The sequence below is a fragment of the Marinobacter sp. bablab_jr008 genome (assembly GCF_016464145.1).
Classification (GTDB): domain Bacteria; phylum Pseudomonadota; class Gammaproteobacteria; order Pseudomonadales; family Oleiphilaceae; genus Marinobacter; species Marinobacter nauticus.
In genome coordinates this window covers 37,524-60,068 of the sequence record NZ_JACDWW010000063.1, presented here as the reverse complement: position 1 = coordinate 60,068, position 22,545 = coordinate 37,524, and the positions used below count along the sequence as shown (strand labels likewise).

The following is a 22,545-nucleotide window of genomic DNA, read 5'->3' as shown; positions in this document are numbered from 1 at the left end:
TAAGGAGTGCAGTGGTGTTTGAGAGTTATCTGACAGGCCTGGTTGTGTGTGGTGGAATTATCGTGGCTATTGGTGCCCAGAATGCCTACGTTCTCAGTCAGGCCATTCGTCGTGAACACCATTGGTGGTCGGCCGGTTTGTGTATGACCTCGGATATCCTGCTGTTCACTCTGGGCATGTTTGGTGTGAGTGCGGCACTGATGGCCATGCCCGAGGCGCTGGACGTGCTCAGATGGCTGGGCGTTGGGTTTCTCGGTTTGCTGGCAGGACAGGCGTTCTATCGGGTTCTGAAGGGGAGGGCGTCACTGGCGGCTGGGGAAGCTCGGCGCAGCACCGTCAAAGGCGTGATCCTGACAACCTTGGCTGTCACCTTGCTGAATCCCCAGGTTTACCTGGATACGTTACTGTTAATTCCGGCAGTGGGAGCCCAGCAATCGGATCCGGCCACGTTCGTGGCGGGTGCCAGCAGCGCGTCGGTGCTTTGGTTCGGCGCGCTGGCCTGGGCCGGTTCCCGGCTGGCGCCCTGGTTGGCCAGGCCTGCGGCGTGGCGTGTGATTGACGGTGTTATCGGGCTGATGATGGCTGCGATTGCCATTCAACTGGCGGCCGGAGGACTGTGAAGCCCGAGTGTGGCGGCCTGTATTCTGCAAATTGCTGATATTCATTCCGGCATGGGTGAACTAGGATAAACATAACCGAGTGTTCGTAGTTGCCGCCCACAGGGGAGCATGCCCGAATGACCACGGATCCTATCGAAAAACGTCGCCTTGCGGCGCTGAAGTTGTTAGGGATTCTGGATACACCGCCGGAGGAGCGTTTTGATCGCTTGGTAAGAATCGCCCGGCAGTTCTACGGTGTGAAAACCGCATTGTTCTCGATCCTGGACGAGGAGCGGCAGTGGTTTAAATCCAAAGACGGCATGGATGTACAGGAAACACCCCGCTCTGTGGCATTCTGCGACCATGCCATCCGGCAGGACAAAGCCTTTATTGTTGAAGATGCCACCCGGGATCCCCGGTTTCGGGGCAATCCGTTAGTGACCGGCGATCCTCACGTTCGATTTTATGCCGGTATCCCTGTTCGCGAGCCCGGCGGTTTCAAGCTTGGCACCTTGTGTATCATTGATGACAAGCCCCGTGCAGTTCGAGAAGTGGACCTCGATGTACTGCGCACTCTGGCGAGCTTGATCGAGGACCAGCTTGAGTGTGCCGTTCGGGAAAGCAGTGCCGACGATGAACTACGGGTCTCTCACTTGAGCCGGGCTATTCAGCGTGCCCAGAATGTTTTTCTGACCAGTGATAACGAGCGTGCAGCCTTTGAGCTGATGCTTACGGACCTTCTCTCCTTAACCGGCAGTCAGTTCGGCTTTATCGGGGAGGTTCTCTATCGGGATGACGGTGCGCCCTATCTGAAAGTCGGGGCCATTACCAATATTGCCTGGAGCCCCGAAACCCAGGCCCTGTATCAGGAAGTCGAACGCCGCGGCATGCGGTTTGAACGGCTAGACAACCTGCTGGGTGCCGGGATGCTGTCCGGTGGCCTCGTGCTCACCAATGACTACTCCAATGACAGCCGGCGCGGGGGATTGCCTCCAGGCCACCCGCCTATTGAAAGCTATGTTGGCTTGCCAGTGTACTCCGGGGATGAGCTCATTGGGCTGGTTGGTCTTGCCAACCGCAAGGGTGGATTTCAGCCAAGAATGGCAGATGAACTTGCGCCACTACTGCAAACGGTCGGAACACTGCTTGAACGCCGCCGCTTGTATCAGGAGAAACGGGAGCACCAGCGGAACCTGGAAAAGGCGGCGAACTTCGATGCATTAACGGGCCTGCCCAATCGTCGTCGACTGACGGAACTGTTCGAGCAGGAGTTGTTTGAAGCCGACCAGCGCAAAGGCACGCTCTCGGTGTGTTTTGTCGACCTGGATGGCTTCAAGGACATTAACGACGAACATGGCCACGCCGTGGGCGATGCGGTGCTTAAATCCGTTGCCGAGCGGCTTAAATCGGCGGTTCGGGCCCATGATGTGATTGCCAGGCTTGGTGGTGATGAATTTGTCGCCATCCTTCGGGATGTGAACGACGAACGCGTGTATTCCCGGATTCTGGAATCTATTCGGCAGCCCATCAGTTATCGGCATTTCGTGCTTCAGCTTTCAGGCAGCATGGGCGTGACGGTGTATCCGGACGACGATGCCGACACAGATCTGCTGCTGCGACATGCGGATCAGGCTATGTATGCCGCCAAGGAATCTGGCAAGAACGCCTACAAACTGTTTGATCTGGAAACGCATCTGAACCGCAAGGAAAGGGTCAGGGTGCTCGAACAGATTGGCCAGGCCATCGCGAGGCAGGAGCTGGAGCTCTACTATCAGCCAAAGGTGGACTTTAACCGCCAGTGCGTTGAGGGATTCGAGGCGCTGATTCGCTGGAACCATTCCGTCGACGGTCTGCTGGGCCCGGGGCATTTTCTGGATCACATTGAGTACACCGAGTACGCCAACAGGGTCGGGCAATTTGTTCTGTCAGAAGCGGTCCGGAATCTCATCCACTACCAGAAGCAGGGGTTACCTTATTCCCTGAGCGTGAATCTGAGCCCTTCCCACTTTCTGGGAGACCAGTTCATCGATGATCTCCAAGCCGCCATCGCTCCGCTGGAGCCAGCGCTCCGCAATCGATTGATTCTGGAACTACTGGAAACCACCGCATTGGATGATACGGAAAAGGTCATCAAGACCCTGCTTGAATGCCGGGCTCTGGGCGTGGAAATAGCGCTGGACGATTTCGGCACCGGATATTCTTCCCTAGACTACTTCCGGAGGTTGCCGGCCCAGGAGATCAAGATTGATCGCTCTTTTGTGATGGACATGGAAGGTGATATCGAGGGCGAAATGGTGATCAAGGCGATTCTGGGGCTGTCGAAAAGCTTTGGGCGCCGTGTTATCGCCGAGGGCATAGAAACCGAGCAAGCCCATCGGCGACTGATCGGGCTTGGTTGCGATCTGGGCCAGGGGTTCTATTACGCGCGCCCAATGCCCCATGACCAGGCCCTTGGATGGGCTCAGAGCTTCCAGTGGCCATTCAGTGCGGCGTGACCGGCAACAGCTAGTGTAAAGGTTTCGCAAAACCCTGATCCCCGGCTTCTTTTTCCCGTATCAGTTCTCTATGGTTCGGTCTGACTTGAACTCTTGGAGATATCTGAATGGCCTCTGCTACCCGTGCCGGGCATCGCTGGCTGAAGTGGGTTGGATTTCTGTGTGTGCTGTGCGCGATAGCCTTCGCTGTCGTTTGGTACGCCCGCAATGCTAACGGCAATGAACCGGCTTTGAATACCGTGGCGGTTAGCCGAGGCGACATCCAGAACCTGGTTTCGGCCACCGGCGTGCTTGAGCCGAGTAATTATGTGGATGTGGGTGCACAGGTTTCCGGCCAGCTGGAGCTGATTCACGTACGAGTGGGCCAACCCGTTAGCACCGGCGATCTGCTGGCGGAAATCGACCCTACCGTGTATGTGGCGAAAGTGGATGCCACCCGCGCCCAGTTGAAGAACCAGCAGGCCCAGCTAGCCGATCGCAAGGCCCAGCTGCGCCTCGCCGAGATCCAGTTCCAGCGCCAGCAGAACCTGTGGCGTGAAGATGCGACCACACGGGAATCCCTGCAGACCTCCGAAGCATCTTTAGCGTCCGCCCGGGCGCAGTTGGCCATGCTTGAGGCACAGATAGAACAGACCTCCTCCACCCTGAGGGCTGAAGAAGCCAATCTGGGTTATGCCCGCATCTATGCGCCGATGGATGGCACTGTGGTATCCATCGAAGCCCGCCAGGGGCAAACTCTGAACGCGAGCCAGACCGCGCCGTTGCTTATGCGCATTGCCAATCTGAGCACCATGCGGGTGCGGGCCCAGGTGTCTGAGGCCGACGTTGGCAAGCTGCAAGCGGGCATGCGGGTGTACTTCACCACACTCGGCGATGCCGAGCATAAGCTCTACGGAGAGTTGCAGTACATTGAGCCAACTCCCGAAGTAACCAACAACGTGGTGCTCTACAACGCCCTGTTTACGGTGGATAACCAGGAGGGACGGTTGCTGCCCCAGATGACCGCCCAGGTGTTCTTTATTCAGGAAGAAGCGCTGGACGTATTGCGGGTGCCAGTCAGTGCGGTGGCGAGAAACCAGGTCAAGGTCCTGGATGCGAAGGGGCAGCCACAGATTCGGGCCATCGAAACCGGCATCAGCAACCGCGTATACGTGGAGGTTCGGTCCGGATTGAATGAGGGTGATCAGGTGGTTCTTGCAAACCGGGATCCGCGGGCCGGTCAGGGTGAGAGCCGGGCTGCCTTTCGGGGTATGCTGAGATGAGCCCGCGACCGTTGATTGAGCTTCAAGACATTACCCGATCCTTTGGCGAGGGCGAACTGGCGGTTCCTGTGCTCAAGGGCATTGATCTGAAAATCTGGCCCGGTGAGTTTGTGGCCATCATGGGGCCATCGGGCTCCGGCAAATCTACCCTGATGAACATCCTCGGCTGTCTGGATCAGCCCAGCGCTGGCCAGTACCGGTTCAATGGCAGGGACGTGTCTGCCCTGGACCGGGACGAACTGGCACGGCTTCGGCGCGATGCCTTTGGTTTTGTGTTCCAGAGCTATAACCTGTTGCCTGGAATGACTGCCCGGGAGAATGTTGAGATTCCGGCAATTTATGCCGGTATGGCGCCGGCCGAGCGGCATGCAAGGGCGGAACGGTTACTCACCGGGCTCGGGCTGGGCGAGCGCCTGTCCCACAGGCCGGCCCAGTTATCCGGTGGCCAGCAACAGCGAGTGTCAATTGCCCGGGCCCTGATGAACGGCGGCCAGTTAATCTTCGCAGACGAACCGACCGGTGCTTTGGACAGCAAAAGCAGCCAGGAAGTGATCCGGCTGTTAACCGATCTTTCCAGACAAGGCCATACCATCATCTTGATTACCCACGATCCCGACGTGGCAAAAGTGGCCCGCCGTCAAATCCGCATTGCCGATGGTGAGCTTGTTGAGGACACCGGCGCCGAAATGCCATCCGCGCAAATACCAGAAACTGACCAGAATGGCCGTCGCCACTCTCGTCTTGGGGATTGGCAGGAGGCCCTGAAAAGCGCTGTGCGTTCCCTGCACAGCAACCTGTTTCGGACGGCGTTGACACTGCTTGGCATCGTGATCGGGGTTGCCTCGGTGATCACCATGCTGGCGATCGGGGAGGGGGCCCGAAAGGATGTCGTCGACCGAATCAGCACCATGGGCAGTGATCTGCTGCTGGTGCGCCCGGGTGGTCCCGATCAGCGGGGTGGGCGCTGGAGCGTGACCACACTGGTGCCATCTGACTTCAAAGCAATCAATGAGATAGAGGGTGTTCTTGCAGCAATACCTGAGCTTACTGGCGGCCAGACGCTGCGCTATTCCAACCGGGATCACTCGGCTGAGATCAATGCCACCTCCTTCCGGTTCCCGGTGGCCCGCCAGTGGCCTGTTGTTGAGGGCACCTTCTTCAGCGCCCAGGATGAAGCCAGTTACGCAGCCGTAGCAGTATTGGGCAAAACCACCGCCAACGCTCTGTTTCCTGACGAAAGCCCCCTTGGTAAACACCTGATGGTTAACAACGTGCTGTTTCAGGTGATTGGCGTGATGGATGAAAAAGGCGCCTCTCCCATGGGACAGGACCAGGACGATGTGGTGTTTGTTCCCTACACCACGGGCAGCCTGCGCATTTTCGGGCAAACGCACCTGCGCAACATCACCGTGGCTGTGGCCGACATCGACCGTATGGATGAGATCGAAGCCCTCATTCACGACACTCTGATGGCCCGCCATGGCATTGAGGACTTTACTATCCGCAACATGGCTTCATTGATTGAAACCATTTCGGAAACCCAGAATACACTCACCTGGCTGCTGGGCTCTATTGCAGCAATTTCCCTCCTTGTGGGTGGCATCGGGGTGATGAATATCATGCTGGTGAGCGTCACTGAACGTACCCGCGAAATCGGTATTCGCATGGCCACCGGTGCCCGGGCGTGGAATATCCTGCAGCAGTTTCTGACCGAGGCCTGGCTGGTATCGGCCATAGGCGGGTTGATTGGTGTTGTCATCGGCATTGCCGCAACCCGGATTATTGGCTCTCTGGGCACACCCATTCACATGACGCTGCTACCCATGGCTCTGGCCTTTGGTTGCGCTTTTGCCACAGGCCTGCTGTTCGGGTTTCTGCCCGCCCGTAAGGCCGCCCATCTGGACCCTGTTCATGCCCTGGCCTCGGAGTAATGTTATGAGCCTTCGCCATATTGCACTGTTGTCGGTGTTGTTGACCGGGTGCGCGAGCTTTCCGCCACAACCCATTGAGCTGCCGTTGAATCCGCCAGCCCATTGGCACATCGGGGCTGGCGCCGGTGAAGCGGTTGGTTCGCGTTGGTGGTATGCCTTCGGTGACGAAGAGCTCAACCGTTTAATAGACCGGGCACTTTCGAATAATCCGGATCTGGCTGCCACCGCTCAGGCAGTGATTCAGGCAGACTTGCAGTTGCGCAACGCCGGAGCTGCCTTGCTGCCGACCCTTGGTGCGTCGGGAAGCACGGGTAAACAGGCAAGCGAGGCCTCCGGCCAGGATCGTGTCACGAGTGGTTCGAGTAGCCTCGGGCTGTCGGTTGACTACGAGCTGGATCTCTGGGGTCGCCTGTCCGCCGTGGAAGCCGGGGCTCTCGCGGGTTTCCAGGCCTCGGAGTATGACTATGACGCCGCCCGAATGACGCTGGCTACCTCGGTAGCCAGTACCTGGTTCGAATGGCAGGAGTTGCAGCAGCGTTTGGATATTGCGCGTCGGAATCTGGAACTGGGTGAAAAAACACTGGCCCTCGTCGAGGCCCGGTATCGTAACGGTGTGGCCGATCGCTCGGAATTGTCCCGCCAGCAAACCTCCGTACTGAACCTGAAGAATGAGGTGCCGCCACTGGAGTATCAGGCCCGGCAACGGTTAGCGGCTTTGCGGCTACTGACCGGGGATTATCCGTTTACGGAAGAGATTCCGGAGGCTGGGCTACTTGCGGTTCAAGTGCCGGAGATCAACCCGGAAACGCCGGCCAGCCTGGTTACCCGAAGACCGGACCTGGCGGCTGAGGAGGCTCGGCTGATGGCCGCCAGTGCGGACGTCGAGCAGGCCAGGGCGGCCTTGATGCCATCGGTGTCGCTCAGCGGCGCGGTTCGCTTCTCTACCAACAGCTTTTTAAGCCTGGCAGACCCACTGCAAACCGCCAATGGCCTGCTTGCCCTCAGCCAGACTCTGTTTGATGGAGGCCAGCGTCGCAACAATGTGGCCATTTCGGAATCCCGGCGGGTGGCTTTGTTGGAGAATTACCGTGCCAGCCTGCTCTCGGCATTCCAGGAAGTAGGGGATGCACTCGACAGAGAAGCGCTGTACCTGGATCAGGAGCAGCGGTTACAGAGTATTCTCGCCCAGGCGGAAGAGACCTTACGGTTGACCGAAGTGCGCTATCGGGAAGGGGCAGATGACCTGCTCACCTTGCTGGAAAGCCAGCGAACGGTGTTTGATGCCCGGCAGCAGCTCAGTCAGGTACGACTGAACCGACTGATTGCAGCGGTGGATCTTTACAAGGCGCTGGGAGGCGGCTGGCAGACAGAGCCTCAAGGGCGTGCTACGGCGCCGGCTGAGGTAGTTCGCCTTCGATCAGAAACTGGTCCAGGCTGAATTCGTAAACCTGCTTGCTGCCATCCGGCTCCGACAGGCTCATGGACACCTGGCTGGGCGACGTCACGGCAATCAGTTTTTGATAACTTCTGGGGGCGGCGTCCCGGAACACACTGGCATTGAACAAAGCTACATTGACGCCTTCGACGCCGTTGTCCGGATGGACGGGGAGCTCATAGAGGCCTGCCTGCAGAGCGCGGGCTGAGAGAAACTGGAAGGCGCCCACTTGCAGGCTGCGCATGTCGGTACCCAAGGCCTGGCTTTCCCGGTAGCTGACTGGATCTGCCAGCGTATGATGCAGATCCTGCCAGTGTTCAGACTGCAGCCGAACACCTCGTTCCGTGCGGAATCGGGCGCTGAACACCGTATGCAAGGTGGTTAACGGGCGCTTGAACGGGACTTTCAGATGGCTCATGAATACAAACCGATAAAACGCGGTTTCCGCCAGAGCCGTGGGAATGCTCATGGCTCCGTAAAACAGACTGGGTTCGAAACTGCGGCCAAAACGTGAGCCGTATTTCAGGGGCGGGTAGCGGAACGGGGTGGTCAGCAGGTAATGGCGTTTTCGGGCCGTGCCGGGCACCGGTGGTTTGTTGCTTTCCAGCAGTTCCTCCAGTCGATTCTGTTCCTGCATACTGTCTACGATGCGTGCCGTCGCGATGTCTTCCTGACTTTCCACCACCCGAAACAGGTTGCCTTGCAGCGGTGTGATGGACTGGGCAATCCGTTCCCGATAGTTCAAATCCGCCCCCGCATGGCGTCCAGGTAGTGAACCACCCGAACCAGGCCTTCCGTGCTCTGGATCATTTGTCTGGGTGTATCCTCAAAATAGTGGTTGGGCGTGTTCAGCCAATGGGTCATGGCCTCCCGTTCACCGCCGGTCAGTGCATAGACGCTGCGGTAAAGCCGGATAAACAACAGTGCCAGTTCACCCGACTTACTGGCCGGATCAATGCCGTCGCGGGTCAAACCTGTGCGGTTGCGGCCAACCACGGCCGCGATTTCCGCTTGTGGCAAACCAAAGGCTTTGGCTGCGTTCAGCAGGGCTTTGGACAGCAGAGCTTTATCGCTGGTTTCCGGTGCTGCACTAACAGCTTCTGGCATGCCCTGGCCTCCGTTGATGAATTTTCATCATTATAGGCTCCCCTGAATAAAAAGTCACCAAAAGGGCTAGCGCGGATAGCCGGTAATCTCCCGGATCTTTTTGTACAGTGGTTGCAGGCGAGGATACATATCCTGATAAACCTCCCGGTAGAGACGTTGATAAAGCGCAGATGCTTCCGGGTTGGGCTCGAATACCCGGCCGGTTCTGGTCATAGCCGTGACCGCCGTGTCGAAATCCGGGTGTAATCCCAGCCCCACGGCGGCATCAATAGCCGCTCCCAGTCCGGAGGTTTCATAGGTATGCGGGCGTTCCGCCGGCAATCCAAATATATCAGCCGTCAATTGCATGGCCGCATCACTCTGGGACCCGCCGCCTGCCACTCGAAGCCGCTTGATAGCCTGGCCGCTGCGTTTCTCGATGCGTTCCTTGCCTTCCTTCAAGGCGTAGGCCAGCCCTTCCAGTATGGCCCGATAGACGTGAGCTCGTGTGTGCACGTCGCCAAAGCCGATAATGGACCCCTTGGCTTCCGGGCTAGGTTGGCGCACGCCGGGGCTCCAGTAGGGCTGTAGCATCAAACCCATGGAGCCTGGCGGCACCGCATTCACCAGTTCGTCAAACAGGGCTTCGGGTTCAATGCCTTTCTGTTCTGCCAGCTTTTGCTCACGCAGCCCGAACTCCCGCTTGAACCAGCTCACCATCCAGAAACCCCGATAGATCATGACTTCGGTGGAGTAGTGGCCGGGCAGGGCAGACGGATACGGCGGCATGAACCGGGTGGGTTCCACATAGCGGGCATTGGTGGTGTTGATGGTGGCCGTGGTTCCATAGCTCATGCAGCCGGTCTCCGGAGACAGACCGCCGGAGCCGAGAATTTCGCAGGCTTTGTCTGATGCCGCGGCGATGACGGGCAGTCCACCCGGCAGGCCAAGGTGCGCCGCCGCCTCAGGCAGCAGGGTTCCGATCTGTTCACCAGGCGGTATCAGTTCAGGCAGCATACCCGGGGTCACCGGCATCACCTGCCATTTGAAATCCCGGGGCCCCGCCCAACGCTGGCGTTTATAATCAAAGGGCAGGTAGCCCACCTGACTGCCGGTGGAATCGCGGTATTCACCGGTCAATCGGTAATTCAAATAGCCTGATAACAGCAGGTACTTGTGGGTTTTCGCCCAGATGTCCGGCTGATTCTGCGCGATCCAGTTCGCCTGGGTTTTTTCCCGGAAGCGGCCAATGGTCTCCTCCAGGCGGGCAAGCTTGAACAGCCAGCCCCAGGGGCCTTTCACCGCCCCGTCTACCCGTGCATGGCGCTGATCCAGCCAGATGATGGCGGGCCGCAGGGGCTTGCCCCCACGATCGAGGTTGACCACCGTGCCGCGTTGCGTGGTGACGGTCACGCCCACCACCTGCTCCGGGCGGGCGCTGGTGGTTTGCCAGAGTTGCTGGCAAGCAATGCCAAGGTTGTCCCAGAAGTACTCCGGGTGCTGTTCTGCCCAGCCGGGTTGCTCGGAAAAGTAAGGCTCGATTTCCTGCTTGCCCTTACCCAACAAGTTACCCTGGGTGTCAAACAGCAGGGCGCGGATGCTCTGGGTGCCGTTGTCTATCGCCAGTATCAGTGGGGTCTCAGGCATCCCGGGCATCCTCGCCCATCGGCAGTTGGTAGGCCTTACGGTAGGTTGCCAGATACCGCTCTTGCTCCTGATCCCAGCGGGCATCATTCCAGCCAAGCAGGCTCTGGCATCGGTTGCGGATTTCAGGAAGTAAGCTGGCCGCCCCGTCAGGCAGGATCAGCCCCAGGCGGGTACGCCGCAGCATCAGATCATCCAGATGCTGAACCTGTTCATGGCGACAGGCCCATTCCAATTCGGCCCAGAGCAAACCGGTGTCCGGGATTTCGGTCGCGTCACCCTGGTTCAGAATAGACTGGCGGTGCGGGCCGTAATAGCCGCCCAGCCGATGCCAGGCCAGCGTCGGAATATCATCGGGTTTACGGTCGTTTGGCGTGGCCGTGAATACCCGTTGCTCGTCGCTACGAAGCCGGTCTTCATGCTGATCACCCAGGGCCATGGCCAACGCCTGTCGTGCCATCTGGCGGAAGGTGGTGAGCTTCCCGCCGGCGATGCTGATCAGGCCCTTGTCGTACCGAATGGCGTGTTCCCGATTCTCCCGGGACGGAGCTCTACCTCCGCCGTCGGTGACCACAGGTCGAACGCCCGCCCAGGTGGACAGCACGTCGGCCCGTTCAATGGTCGCACCGGGGAATAAACGGGTGGCAATTTGCAGCAGATAATTTACTTCCCCACCGGTGATGGCCGGCTCCTCGTTCAGATCTTTGGCGTGTTCGAGATCGGTTGTTCCCAGAACCGTGGCACCTGCCCAGGGGAAGGCAAATACAGGCCTTCGGTCATCCGGGTGCATCAGAGAAACCGCGCAGGTCACCGGCAGCTTGTGCCACGGAATGACCAGGTGACTGCCTCTCAGCGGTCGGATGGTGAGCGGGTGATCTGTCGCTGATTGTTTCTGCAACCGATCGGCCCAGGCGCCGGTAGCGTTAATAACGCATCGGGTATTGACCGTGATGGCGCTCTGCTCTGCATTCTCTTCGGCAGTCAGTCTTAATCCGCAGACAGTTCCGTTATCATCCCGATCGACGGCGGTCGCGGCGACGTAGTTCAGGCACATGGCGCCGTCGTGGGAGGCTTCGGCAATCAGCCTTTGGACCAGGCGGGCATCGTCTGTCACCGCATCGGTAAAACGACTGGTGGCGCGCAGGTTGGTAGTATCGAGCCCCGGGGCCCAGTTCAGGGTTTCCGCTGGCGTATATTTCTGATGGCTGCGGGTGCCGGCCAGGCGGTCGTACATGGCCAGCAGCATCTGGAACAGCCCGGGGCCCGGGAAACTGCCTTTGTAGTGGGGCATCAGGAAAGGCAGTGGATCGACCAGTCCAGGCGCTTCCAGCAACATGCGTTCGCGTTCCCGGACAGCATCGCGGGTTAACCCGATGTGTCCGCTGGCCAGATAGCGAAGTCCGCCATGGACCATCTTGGAAGAGCGGCTGGAGGTGCCCCAGGCGAAATCTTTCTGCTCCACCAGCAGCGTCTTCAATCCGCTGCCCGCGGCTTCGCGGGCAACGCCGGCGCCGGTAATGCCGCCGCCCACCACTACCACATCGAAGGTCTGCGTTTCGCCCTTCAGGTTTTCCAATATCTGTTGTCGATCCATGATCACTTCAATCCAGCAGAGTTTTGGGATTCAGGCGCTGGTCCGGATCAAAGCTCTGGGTCAGCGAACGAATTGCACGCATACCCAGCTCTCCCTTTTCGACAGGGAGGAAGGGGGCATGGTCCTTGCCTACGCCATGCTGATGGCTGATGGTGCCCCGGTTCCGCACGATCAGGTCTGAGGTGGTGTTTTTCAGATGTTGCCAGCGGCTCAGGGTCTCGTCATAGCTATCCGCAACCCGGAAAACATAGGTTGTATAGATGGAACAACCCTGGCCGTAAAAGTGGGACAGGTGGGTAAATACGTGGGTTCGCTCGTTCTTGTCTGCCAGACCTTCCCTGAGGTTGGTTTCAATCCGGTTCATCAGGGTATCAACGTTGTCCCAGTCGGTGGCGGTTTCCAGGGTGTCCACGGCATAGCCCATTTGCCACAGGGCTTCGCGCAGGTAGGGCATGGTGAAGCGCTTCTCCGCCCACTTCGCGCCAAGTTTTGTGCCGGTATAGACACCTTTGTAGTCACTGCAGAGTTTGCGGGCCTCCGTAAGTGCTCCCCGGCACTGGGCTTTGCTGCCGGTTACGCCAAAGGTCATCATGCATTTGCCGTCTTCCGCACCGCGGAAAGCCAGAAAACGTTCCAGTAGCCCGATCAGTTTCGGATGCCCGGCCAGCGCCAGCTGGGTTTCGGTTTCAATGGCGTTGCTCAGTCGTAGCATGGAAAGCTGAACCCGGTTCTGAACCAGCTTGCGAGCGGCGGTTCGGGCCTTGTCCCAGTCCGGGAAGAACACCACGTGAAAGCTTTCCTGTTCAGGCAGACGGCTGATCCGGGCTTTGACCTCGGTAATCAGGCCCAGCCGGCCCTCCGAACCGAGGATCATTTCCCTGACATCCGGGCCGGCGCTGGAGGCCGGAATGGTGGGGATTGTCAGGGTGCCTTGCAGGGTTTCAATCCGGCCGCCGGCAAACAGCTGTTCTATGCGGCCGTACCGCAGTGACTGCTGGCCACTGGAGCGGGATGCCACCCAGCCGCCAATCGTGGAGAGCTCGAACGACTGAGGGAAGTGTCCCAGGGTATAGCCATGGGCTCTTAACTGGGATTCCACCAGTGGGCCGGGGGTGCCTGCTCCGAAGGTGGCGATCTGGCTTTCCCGATCGAGGTCCATCAGGCGGTTAAGATTTGCAAGACTGACGGTCAGAACCGGTTTGCCCTGGTCTACCGGGTTGATGTGGCCAGCCACGCTGGTGCCACCCCCGTAGGGGATCAGTTGGATATCCTTGTCGTTAGCGTAATGGAGCAGGGCGCGAACATCGGTACTGGTGTTCGGGAAGGCCACGCCGTCCGGGAACTCGCCAATATCACCGCTGCGCATGGCCAGCCAGTCTGGCAGGCTTTGGCCCCGGGCGTGCCGGACCCGGGTTTCCGGGCTTCGGTCAATCAGATCGTCAACTCGGGCATCCGAGGGCAACCGGGATCCCGGAACCTGCTCACAAGCGGCATCCAGGGTGATATCCGCCAGCGGGGAGCCGCCTCCCACACGATCTGTGAGAAAGGCCTGACCTTGCTCCGGTAATTCCAGTGAGAACTGTTCGTCACCCCATCCATTCCAGCGTCGCATTCTGTACTGCTCCATCGTTTATCGAATTGCGGGCATTCTAACGGCTGGCCGGCCGTTACCAGTGTCAGAGAGCGACAAGCTCACTGTCATTTGCCGACAATCGGTATTCACAGCGCGTTCTTCTCAAGGGCGGAGGGCTTCGGTCAGCCTGTCGTTAAGATCCCGCCAATGCTCCAGCTTCCGGGCATCGCCAATTCTGGCATTGTCGCCGGATGTGCGATTCAGCCACAGGCCTTCACCGTTGAAGCTGTATACCGGTTCCAGATCGTTTCTCTGGGAAGCCGGTTTGATGTCATTGATCAGGTTGTCGAGAATCAACGGGTCGGAGCCCGGCGTTTTATACCAGGCCAGAACCATATGGGCCTGGTTCAACTCCAGTGCCTTGACGTAGATAATCCGGAGTTGGTCATCCGGGACGCCCATGGCCCTCAAGGTGAGGTACTTGGCGATGGAGAAATCTTCACAGTCACCGCCGTTGGTGGTGAGCAACTCCACCGGCGTGGCCCAGTAGTCTTCCTGGCCCCAGTGGCGGATGTCGCTGACAAACGTCACCCGGTTGAAGAAGGAATTAACCAGCCGAAGCTGGCGATCTGTCGGAGCGTTGGCAGCCAGCGCATGCAGGCGTTGCCAGTTCTCAAGCCGCTGGTGCGCGGCCTCGCCGAACTCTTCCAGCACATAGGTCATCAGGCGGCTGCTTAATTCAAGTGCGCTGACAACAGACACGGTAAGGATAAGGGGAAGCAACAGGGACTGGCGACGTGTAAGTCTGCTTGCCGCTTCCATGGCGGGCCTCAGTTGTTGTTCTGAAGCCGCTGGCGTAACTGTTCCAGCCGTTGACGGATTTCCTCTCGCCGCTGTTGCTGGTCGGCCGACGAGGCGCTGGTTTGGGGGCGTGCTCTTTGCACCTGAACCTCTTGCTGTGGGGGAGCTTCGTAGGCAGGCTCGTCATTGCTTGCGAAATCGTCCCCGGAGCGATCTTCGGTCTCCGGGAAGTAGAGGTTTTCCAGTTTGCCGGATCGTTCAATGATGACCCGATTGGCAAACACAGTACGAAGCCTGGCATTTCCGGGCAGTTCATCACCCACCAGAAAGGCCTCGGTTTTGCCTTTGTCGTCTTCGATCAGGGCGCTGCCGGGGAAGTCGCCGTCTGCTGCCAGCACACCGCGCAAGGACAGGCGAAGGTTGGTTTCCGGCAGGTTCTCTGTGTTGGTGTCTTCATTTTGCGGGGTGGCAGTCGCCGAGCCGAACACTTCCAGATCCGACAACTGAACATCAGGCACGGTTCTGGCCTGATCTGCACCTGTTGAAGCTTCCCGGGTCGGTTGCGGCAGGGTACGTTGGGTTTCATTCTGCCAGAACTGATAGCCTTGCCAGCCGGTCAGCGCCAGCATGGCCGTTGCTGCTGCTATGGCCAGAAGCAGCGGAGTCCTTCGATCAATTGCAAGCATTGTCGTTCCTGAATGCATTGGGAAATCGTAAAAAGCTCACAGGTTATCAGACTGCAATGAATTAGTGGCAGTATAGTGTATAGAGTTGTTCAGTGGTTCCCATTCCTGTGGTAGCCTTTTTGCTTACGCTGACAACGTGGAGGGCCGTCGCAACGGGTGGCCCCATAAGAACAATCAGTGACCAGACGGATTTAACGAGGACGAGCTTGACCACCCAAACCGACATTCAGCCGCAGGATGCGCCGCTGGGCAGACTTCCCTTTACCTTCGCCAAGCGTAATGGAGTCATCCTTACCCGCAACGAAGAGGGCGAGCCGGTCATTCTCGTGCGCCCGGGGGCTTCCCACACCGCACTGGCCGAGGCAAACCGCGTGAGCGGTGGCCGGGCGAAGTTCTCTACCGTCGAACCGGACCGCTTCGACCAGGCCCTGAATGCCGCCTATCAGAATGATTCGGCGGAAGCCATGCAAATGGTGGAGGGGATCGGTGACGACATGGATCTGGCCTCCCTGGCGGACTCAGTTCCGGAAACGGAGGATCTGCTGGAGCAGGAGGACGACGCTCCCATTATCCGCCTCATTAACGCCATTCTTACCGAGGCGGTCAAAACCAACGCCTCGGACGTTCACATCGAAACCTATGAGAAACAGCTGATTGTCCGGTTCCGGATTGACGGCGTGTTGCGGGAAGTGGTCCAGCCCAAGCGGGCGCTGGCACCATTATTGGTCTCGCGGATCAAGGTTATGGCAAAACTCGATATTGCAGAAAAGCGGGTACCCCAGGACGGCCGCATTGCTTTGAGGGTGGCCGGCCGGGAAGTTGATATCCGGGTGTCGACCATGCCTTCGTCCAGTGGTGAACGGGTGGTACTGCGCCTGCTCGACAAACAGGCGGGCACCATTCGGCTGGAGTCACTCGGCATGGCCGGGCAGGATCTGAAAACCCTGCGCAAGCTGATCTATCGTCCGTACGGTATTCTGCTGGTGACCGGTCCCACAGGTTCCGGTAAATCCACCACGCTTTACGCCTCGCTGCAGGAAATCAATGATCGTAGCCGCAATATACTGACGGTCGAGGATCCGATCGAGTACAACCTGCCGGGGATTGGGCAGACCCAGGTGAACCCGAAAGTGGATATGACCTTTGCTCGGGGCCTGCGAGCCATTCTGCGCCAGGATCCGGATGTGGTGATGATCGGGGAAATCCGGGATCTGGAAACCGCGGAGATTGCCGTTCAGGCGAGTCTGACCGGGCACCTTGTGTTGTCTACCCTGCACACAAATACCGCCGTGGGTGCCATTACCCGTTTGATGGACATGGGTATCGAGCCTTTCCTGATCTCCTCCAGTCTTGTCGGTATCGTTGCGCAACGGCTGGTGCGGGTGCTCTGTACCCACTGCCGCGAGCCCTATATGCCTACCGAAGAGCATTGTGAGTTCCTCCAGCAGGACCCGGCCAACCCGCCCACCATCTTCCGCGCCAAAGGCTGTGAGCATTGTAACCAGTTGGGCTATCGGGGCCGGATTGGTATCTACGAAGTGGTCGAGATCACGGAAGAAATCAGCACCCTTATTCATAAACGCGCAGGGGAGCTGGATCTGGAACGGGAGGCCCGCCTGCACAGCCCGAGTATTCATGCCGATGGCGTTCAGAAGATTCTGGATGGCGTAACCACGGTGGAAGAAGTACTGCGTGTGACCCACCGGAGCCAGTAATCCATGCCGGCCTACGAATACAAAGCTCTGGATGCCAGAGGCAAGCAGAAACAGGGCGTGCTGGAAGCCGACGCGCCCAGAGCGGTGCGCCAGCAACTCCGGGAAAAGGGGCTGACCCCGCTGGCGGTAGAAGCGGCCGTAGAAAAACAGGCCCGTAGCAACCCACTGAGTAGCCGCGGCTCTCTGAGCGCAGCCGATCTCGCGCTGGTCACCCGACAGCTGGCCACGCTAATCCAGTCCGGGATTCCGGTCGAGCAGGCACTGAGTGCGGCCGCCCAGCAATCCACCAAGCCGCGGATTCGCAGCATGCTGATTGCTATCCGGGCCAAGGTGATGGAAGGCTACACACTGGCGGACAGCTTCGGTGAATTCCCCAAGGCCTTTCCCCGGCTCTACCGCTCCACGGTCGCTGCCGGTGAACATGCCGGGCATCTGGACCTGGTGCTGAACCGGCTGGCGGACTACACGGAAAGTCGCCAAGAAGCCCGCCAGAAGATTCAGTTGGCTGCGATTTACCCGATTATCCTGAGTGTCGTAGCTATTGCCATTGTGGTGTTCCTGCTCACCTATGTGGTGCCCGACATTATCGAGGTCTTTCTCAAGCAGGGACAGGAGCTGCCCGGGCTGACGGTGGCTATGCTCTCGGTGTCGGAATTTCTCGGCAGTTTCGGAGTCTACCTTCTAGTCTTGCTGGTGGTGGCGATCATCGGCTTCCGTTTCGCGTTGACGAAACCGGCGGTGCGCCTGAAGTTTCACAAGCGGCTACTTCACCTGCCGCTGTTTGCAGGCATGGTACGAGGCGTGAATACGGCCCGCTACGCCAGTACCCTGAGCATTCTGACCACCAGTGGTGTACCACTGGTTGAAGCGATGCGCATTGCCGGGGAGGTGCTTTCCAACGATTATCTCCGGCAGGAACTGCGGGAGGCTGCCCGGAAGGTCAGTGAAGGGGGATCGTTGCACCGTTCACTGGACCAGACCGGTTACTTCCCGCCAATGATGCTGCATATGATTGCCAGTGGCGAGGCCAGTGGCGAGCTGGACAGTATGCTTGAACGCACGGCCCGCATGCAGGAAAACACCCTGCAATCCAAGATCGCCGCTATTGTGGGATTGTTTGAACCCATGATGCTGCTGTTCATGGGGGCGGTGGTGCTGATTATTGTTCTGGCGATCATGCTGCCGATTCTGAACATGAGCAACCTGGTGGGATGATGGCCCGCCGTCGGGCCAGCAAGGAAGCCAGAAAACTTTTCTGAAAGCGACGAGAAACAACGGACCCAAGATGAGTGAAACTATGAGCATGAACCAACCGAAAGCGCTGGCCCGGACCAAGGGCTTCACCCTGATCGAAATCATGGTAGTGATGGTCATTCTCGGCCTGTTGGTGGCAATTGTGGCGCCCAACATCATGGGGCGCAGTGATCAGGCCAAAGTAACGGTGGCCGAAACCCAGATCAGTAACATCGCCAACGCACTGGACCTGTATCGCCTGGACAACAGCCATTATCCCTCTACCCAGCAGGGCCTTGAAGCACTGGTCAACAAGCCCAGCGGCAGCCCTGAGCCCAAGAACTGGAACCCGGATGGCTACCTGAAAAATGTTCCCGAAGACCCCTGGGGTAACAACTACCAGTATGTCAGCCCTGGTGTAGACGGGCCGTACGATCTGTATTCCTATGGTTCTGACGGCCAGGAAGGCGGGGATGGCGATGCCGCTGATATCAGCGTCTGGGACAGCGGGAACTGATTGATTGTGGGCCGCAGGGCTGACCAAAACGGCTTTACGCTGATCGAGATTCTGGTAGTCCTGATCATCGTCGGACTGCTGGCGGCACTGGCGGTGTTCAATATGGCCGGCAGCTCCCAGCAGCGCGAGCTGGAAAGCCAGGTTCGGGAGCTCTACCTCCTGATGCAAACGGCACAGGAACAGGCGGTTCTCAATAACCTGGAAATGGGCTTGCTGCTGGAAGAAGACGGTTATCGGTTCGTGGCGTTTCAGGATAAGACAGGCGAGTGGAAATCCTCAGGTGAGCGCATATTCCACAAGCGAACCCTCCCGGAATGGTTGACCGTTACCCAGTATATCGAAAGTGACGCTCCGCGACTGGCCTCGGCCGAGGATCGGCTCAGGCCAGACGTGGTGTTCTTCTCCAGTGGTGAAACCACACCGTTTGAAATCGAATTCACCCTGGGCCGGGACACTGACCTGATGCACGTGGTTGCTTCAGATGGCGTCTCGCCGTTGGAATGGCGCAAACCTGGTTCCGGGGATGAGTCATGAGTCGGCCTCAGCGTGGTTTCACCCTGATTGAAGTCCTCGTCGCATTGCTCGTGTTCGGTCTGATTGCAACGGCCGCCGCCGAAGTGGGCGGGAATTACATCACCAGTTTCGAGCGCATACGTGACAAGACGCTGGCAGGCTGGGTGGCGGAAAACCGGATTAACGAACTACGGCTTCAGGATGAGCTGCCAGGGATTTCGGAGAATTCGGAAGATACCGACTTCGGAAATTTCCGCTGGCGGGTCACCACCGTTGTTGAGGCTACGGCAGAGCCCACGATGCGGCGGATTGAGGTAACCGTAGCCAAATACTCCGGGGCGCAATCAGAACCGTTTGCCGTCCATACCCTGGCTGCCTTCCTGGGAGAAACCTGATGAGCATGCCCGCGCGCCAGGTCAGGTTAGCCGGGGAGTCCGGTTTTACGCTGATGGAGGTACTGATTGCCGTCACTATCACAGCCGTGATCGGGCTGGGTGTTTGGCAGGTGGTGAGCAGTGTAATGAACTCCCGGGACCGGGTGGATGAGGTTGCCCAGGCGTTCGACGGTTTGCAGAAAACCATGTTGCTGCTGGAACGTGACATCACCCAGATCATCAACCGGCCCGCCCGGGATGTTTATGGTGATTATTCACCGTCCTTAACCTCAAGGGATGATGCGTTTGCGTTGATGCTGACCCGCCAGGGTTGGCGCAATCCGCTTGGTCTCCGGCGTAGCGGTCTGCAGCGCGTCGGCTGGGAATATACCGGAACTGAACTGCGCCGTCGGTATTGGCCTGTGGTGGATCAGGGGCAGGAAGACGAAAGCCTGGACATTCTGATGCTGGACGAGGTTCTGGAGTTTGAAATCCGGTTTCTGGATGAGAACGGTAACTGGCAGGAGCAATGGCCGGAAGATGACGCTTTGGCGCAGATGACGCCGGGTACCCGACCCGACATCTCCTTGCCTCGTGGGATTGAGATTACACTGGAACATGAACGCTTTGGTGAGTTGGTCCGCACATTCAGCTTGCCGGATTTTGAACCGTCGCAGGCCCAGGCGGTGATCAATCAGCAACAGGAGACTCAGACCGAGTCGGAAGATGACGCGGCTGAAGACGGATCTGGCCAGGCCGCGGGCGGGGTGACCGGCAATGATTAAGTTTGCCGGGAGCAGGCAGCAGGGCGTCGCCCTGATCATGGTGCTGTTGGCGATGGCTCTGGTGGTATTGATGGCATCGGGCATGACCCGCCAGCAAAGCCTGCGGGTGTTCAAGGCTGGCCATTACCTGGCCCAGCAACAAGGCCAGAGTATTGCTCTGGGTGCCGAGGAATTTGCCAAGCGTATTCTGGTTCGGGACTACGAAGAGGATAAGGAAAACAGTGTGATGGTCGACAGCCCGGATGAGTTCTGGGCCATGCACGCTGCCATTCTGCCTCTGGACGACAGTGGTGTTGCCGAGGTCCAGATCGATGATCTTGGAGGAAGAATCAACCTGAATAATCTGGTCACCGCGAGCGGAGAAGTGGACCCCATCACCAAAGACCGGCTCACCCGGTTATTTCGTGCTCTGGGTATCACCGGCCTCACCGTAGACCCGCTCATTGACTGGATGGACGCCGACGACCAGGCCATCAGTGCTTATGGCGCCGAAGACGGCCAGTATCTGATGGCAGACCCTCCGTATCGCACTGGCAACCAGCCCTTTGTTTCCATTACCGAGTTGCGTCTGATTGAGGGCATGACCGAGGAAATCTATGCTGCGCTGCGGCCTCATCTGGTGGCACTGCCAGTCTCTGGCGTCGGCATTAACGTGAATACTGCGACGGCGCAGGTTCTGATGAGTCTGCACGAGGATATGAATGAGGCTCAGGCGGAATCGATTATTGCCAAGCGCGAAGAAGAACGATTCGAAAACCTTCAGGATTTCCTGGCACTGCCGGAGTTCTCGGGGATGGGCCTGAAAGCCAACGGGTTAACGCTTCAGACCCGTTTTTTTGAAGTTGTCTCACGGATTACCTACGATAATCGTGTCGTCAATATGGTCAGCACCGTGTATAGAAACCCGGAGGGCGAAGTCCGGACGGTTCACAGGGATACCGGGCAGAAGAATCGCATTACCAAGGAACCTTACACTTTCTCAGAAGGATAACCATGTCTTACCGCCTTTTTGTCCGGCCGGTGCCTCCGTATGCGGACCCGGACCAGAGCCCCGATGCCCAGCTGTTCAGCTGGGTGCTCCAGGATGCCAGTGGCGATGCTCAGGCCAGAGGCACGGCTGATACACGGGAGCATATCGAGCAAACGCTGGCACAGAATGCGCTGGAGAAAGTGCTGCTGATCGGGCTGATTCCCGGTGACGAGGCGGTTTTCTGTCTGGCGGATATACCGGCGAAACAGACCCGTTTTATTCAGCAGGCCCTGCCGTATGCCGTTGAGGAGCAGATAGCCCAGGACATTGACTCGGTGCATCTCGCGCTGGGGCCGCACACGCCTGAGGGCTACCGGGTTGCTGCCATCGATCGCGAGCAGATGGCCCGCTGGCGCCAACTGTTTTCTGGCTGGTACCACGCCCGTCTGGAGGCCGTCTATCCTGACGCTTCACTGTTGCCGGCAGCGGAATCCGGATGGGTGATCTGCCTGGATGCAGAGTCGGCACTCCTGCAGAGCCAGCGGGGAGAGTGGCTGCGCATGCAGGCAGATAATCTTCCGCTGCTTGCAGTGACACTTGCTGCGCCTTCGTCTGACGAAGTGGTGGCCGAAATTCCGGTGCAGCTATATGGCACCGAGGCAGATCTGGACGCGAGCCAGGCCCTGGTGAGCGAGCTTTCGGGAACCACCGGGCTTCTTCGTATCGAAAAGAAGCCGTTGGAGTTTTCAGTAACCGAGTTCCTGGCGTGGTCGTACCACCATCACCTGAGCCAGCCCATTAATCTGTGCCAGGGGGCGTTCGCGTTCAAGGCGGAGGGCAGCAGCCCCCTGAAACCCTGGAAGCCGCTTATCGCCGTAGCATCACTCTGGTTCGTGATCCAGATGGGGCTGGAGATCGGTATGGGAATCTACCAGCAGCAGCAAGCGGAGCAGCTTGAAAGCCAGGCCATGGCAGTTTACCGGAATGCCTTTCCCTCGGACCGCCGAACCCATGCCGGAAACGTACGACGTGTGATCGAAGGCCAGTTACGGGTTGCTGGCTCCCAGGGCTCTGACGTCGATTTTATCACCCTGATGAAATACACCGGCGATCAGTACGGCCGGCTGCAGAATCCCGGAGCTGTTACCTTTAACTCGATCAACTACAGCCGGAGCCGGGGCGAACTCGTGGTGGATATCCGGGCCGACAGTTATGATCGGTTAAGCCGTCTGCGTAACGGACTGGCCAGCGAAGGGCTGCAGGCCCAGATCGGTTCCGTGGTCAACGAATCCAGCGGCGCCCGAGGCCGCCTCACGGTCTCAGGAGGATAAG

General features: G+C 58.6%; 20 protein-coding genes. 13 read left to right on the top strand and 7 right to left on the bottom strand.

Going from position 1 to position 22,545, the window contains the following annotated elements; translation table 11 throughout:
• The first annotated feature begins 14 nt into the window (after positions 1 to 14).
• The 5 genes from JIF53_RS12645 (at position 15) to JIF53_RS12625 (ending at position 7,725) form a co-directional block, all read left to right on the top strand.
• On the top strand, positions 15 to 620 hold the full coding sequence (locus JIF53_RS12645; RefSeq protein WP_023008268.1) for a LysE/ArgO family amino acid transporter: 606 nt from the start codon (positions 15 to 17) through the stop codon (positions 618 to 620).
• 116 nt (positions 621 to 736) lie between these two features.
• Entirely contained in the window at positions 737 to 3,094 is a 2,358-nt protein-coding gene (locus JIF53_RS12640; protein WP_199452630.1) for an EAL domain-containing protein, read from the top strand.
• 107 nt (positions 3,095 to 3,201) lie between these two features.
• Entirely contained in the window at positions 3,202 to 4,356 is a 1,155-nt protein-coding gene (locus JIF53_RS12635; RefSeq protein ID WP_011784831.1) for an efflux RND transporter periplasmic adaptor subunit, read from the top strand.
• Positions 4,353 to 6,287, top strand: a complete 1,935-nt coding sequence (locus JIF53_RS12630; protein ID WP_011784832.1) for a MacB family efflux pump subunit — start codon at positions 4,353 to 4,355, stop codon at positions 6,285 to 6,287. Before JIF53_RS12635 ends, JIF53_RS12630 begins: the two co-directional genes overlap by 4 nt.
• A 4-nt stretch (positions 6,288 to 6,291) precedes the next feature.
• Positions 6,292 to 7,725, top strand: a complete 1,434-nt coding sequence (locus tag JIF53_RS12625) for an efflux transporter outer membrane subunit (RefSeq protein WP_199452628.1) — start codon at positions 6,292 to 6,294, stop codon at positions 7,723 to 7,725.
• Here the strand turns inward: JIF53_RS12625 and JIF53_RS12620 are convergent.
• The 7 genes from JIF53_RS12620 to JIF53_RS12590 form a co-directional block, all read right to left on the bottom strand.
• Entirely contained in the window at positions 7,673 to 8,467 is a 795-nt protein-coding gene (locus JIF53_RS12620) for an RES family NAD+ phosphorylase (protein ID WP_199452626.1), read from the bottom strand. The genes JIF53_RS12625 and JIF53_RS12620 overlap by 53 nt on opposite strands.
• Positions 8,464 to 8,829: an MbcA/ParS/Xre antitoxin family protein gene (locus JIF53_RS12615; protein WP_011784835.1), complete on the bottom strand. Its 366-nt coding sequence runs from the start codon at positions 8,827 to 8,829 to the stop codon at positions 8,464 to 8,466. Before JIF53_RS12615 ends, JIF53_RS12620 begins: the two co-directional genes overlap by 4 nt.
• 66 nt (positions 8,830 to 8,895) lie before the next feature.
• The gene (locus JIF53_RS12610) at positions 8,896 to 10,455 is read right to left on the bottom strand and encodes an FGGY-family carbohydrate kinase (protein WP_199452624.1); all 1,560 of its coding nucleotides are present in this window, start codon (positions 10,453 to 10,455) and stop codon (positions 8,896 to 8,898) included.
• Positions 10,448 to 12,046 carry a glycerol-3-phosphate dehydrogenase/oxidase gene (locus tag JIF53_RS12605; RefSeq protein ID WP_199452622.1) on the bottom strand — a complete coding sequence of 533 codons (1,599 nt, stop codon included), beginning with the start codon at positions 12,044 to 12,046 and terminating at the stop codon, positions 10,448 to 10,450. Before JIF53_RS12605 ends, JIF53_RS12610 begins: the two co-directional genes overlap by 8 nt.
• Positions 12,047 to 12,053: 7 nt before the next feature.
• A complete protein-coding gene (locus JIF53_RS12600; RefSeq protein ID WP_199452621.1) occupies positions 12,054 to 13,658 on the bottom strand; it encodes an FAD-binding oxidoreductase in 1,605 nt (534 codons plus the stop codon).
• A gap of 123 nt (positions 13,659 to 13,781) precedes the next feature.
• Positions 13,782 to 14,441 (bottom strand): transglutaminase-like cysteine peptidase, encoded by a 660-nt coding sequence (locus JIF53_RS12595; RefSeq protein WP_014421651.1) that lies wholly within the window; start codon positions 14,439 to 14,441, stop codon positions 13,782 to 13,784.
• A gap of 8 nt (positions 14,442 to 14,449) precedes the next feature.
• Positions 14,450 to 15,106 (bottom strand): type II secretion system protein N, encoded by a 657-nt coding sequence (locus tag JIF53_RS12590; RefSeq protein ID WP_199452620.1) that lies wholly within the window; start codon positions 15,104 to 15,106, stop codon positions 14,450 to 14,452.
• A gap of 206 nt (positions 15,107 to 15,312) precedes the next feature.
• On the opposite strand from JIF53_RS12590, the gene gspE reads away from it, so the two are divergent.
• The 8 genes from gspE to gspL all read left to right on the top strand — a co-directional run bounded on the left by gspE (position 15,313) and on the right by gspL (position 22,544).
• Positions 15,313 to 16,821: a type II secretion system ATPase GspE gene (gene gspE, locus JIF53_RS12585; RefSeq protein ID WP_022992398.1), complete on the top strand. Its 1,509-nt coding sequence runs from the start codon at positions 15,313 to 15,315 to the stop codon at positions 16,819 to 16,821.
• 3 nt (positions 16,822 to 16,824) lie between these two features.
• A complete protein-coding gene (gene gspF / locus JIF53_RS12580) occupies positions 16,825 to 18,036 on the top strand; it encodes a type II secretion system inner membrane protein GspF (RefSeq protein ID WP_011784842.1) in 1,212 nt (403 codons plus the stop codon).
• 88 nt (positions 18,037 to 18,124) lie between these two features.
• Positions 18,125 to 18,571, top strand: a complete 447-nt coding sequence (gene gspG / locus JIF53_RS12575; RefSeq protein ID WP_031210904.1) for a type II secretion system major pseudopilin GspG — start codon at positions 18,125 to 18,127, stop codon at positions 18,569 to 18,571.
• Positions 18,572 to 18,577: 6 nt separating this feature from the next.
• A complete protein-coding gene (gene gspH, locus JIF53_RS12570; protein ID WP_014421646.1) occupies positions 18,578 to 19,105 on the top strand; it encodes a type II secretion system minor pseudopilin GspH in 528 nt (175 codons plus the stop codon).
• Entirely contained in the window at positions 19,102 to 19,479 is a 378-nt protein-coding gene (gene gspI / locus JIF53_RS12565; RefSeq protein WP_011784845.1) for a type II secretion system minor pseudopilin GspI, read from the top strand. Before gspH ends, gspI begins: the two co-directional genes overlap by 4 nt.
• Positions 19,479 to 20,243, top strand: coding sequence for a type II secretion system minor pseudopilin GspJ (gspJ, locus tag JIF53_RS12560; RefSeq protein WP_199452619.1), 765 nt, complete (start codon positions 19,479 to 19,481; stop codon positions 20,241 to 20,243). Before gspI ends, gspJ begins: the two co-directional genes overlap by 1 nt.
• Positions 20,236 to 21,234 carry a type II secretion system minor pseudopilin GspK gene (gene gspK, locus JIF53_RS12555; RefSeq protein WP_011784847.1) on the top strand — a complete coding sequence of 333 codons (999 nt, stop codon included), beginning with the start codon at positions 20,236 to 20,238 and terminating at the stop codon, positions 21,232 to 21,234. Before gspJ ends, gspK begins: the two co-directional genes overlap by 8 nt.
• Positions 21,235 to 21,236: 2 nt before the next feature.
• Positions 21,237 to 22,544 (top strand): type II secretion system protein GspL, encoded by a 1,308-nt coding sequence (gene gspL, locus JIF53_RS12550; protein ID WP_011784848.1) that lies wholly within the window; start codon positions 21,237 to 21,239, stop codon positions 22,542 to 22,544.
• The last annotated feature ends 1 nt before the right edge of the window (position 22,545 follow it).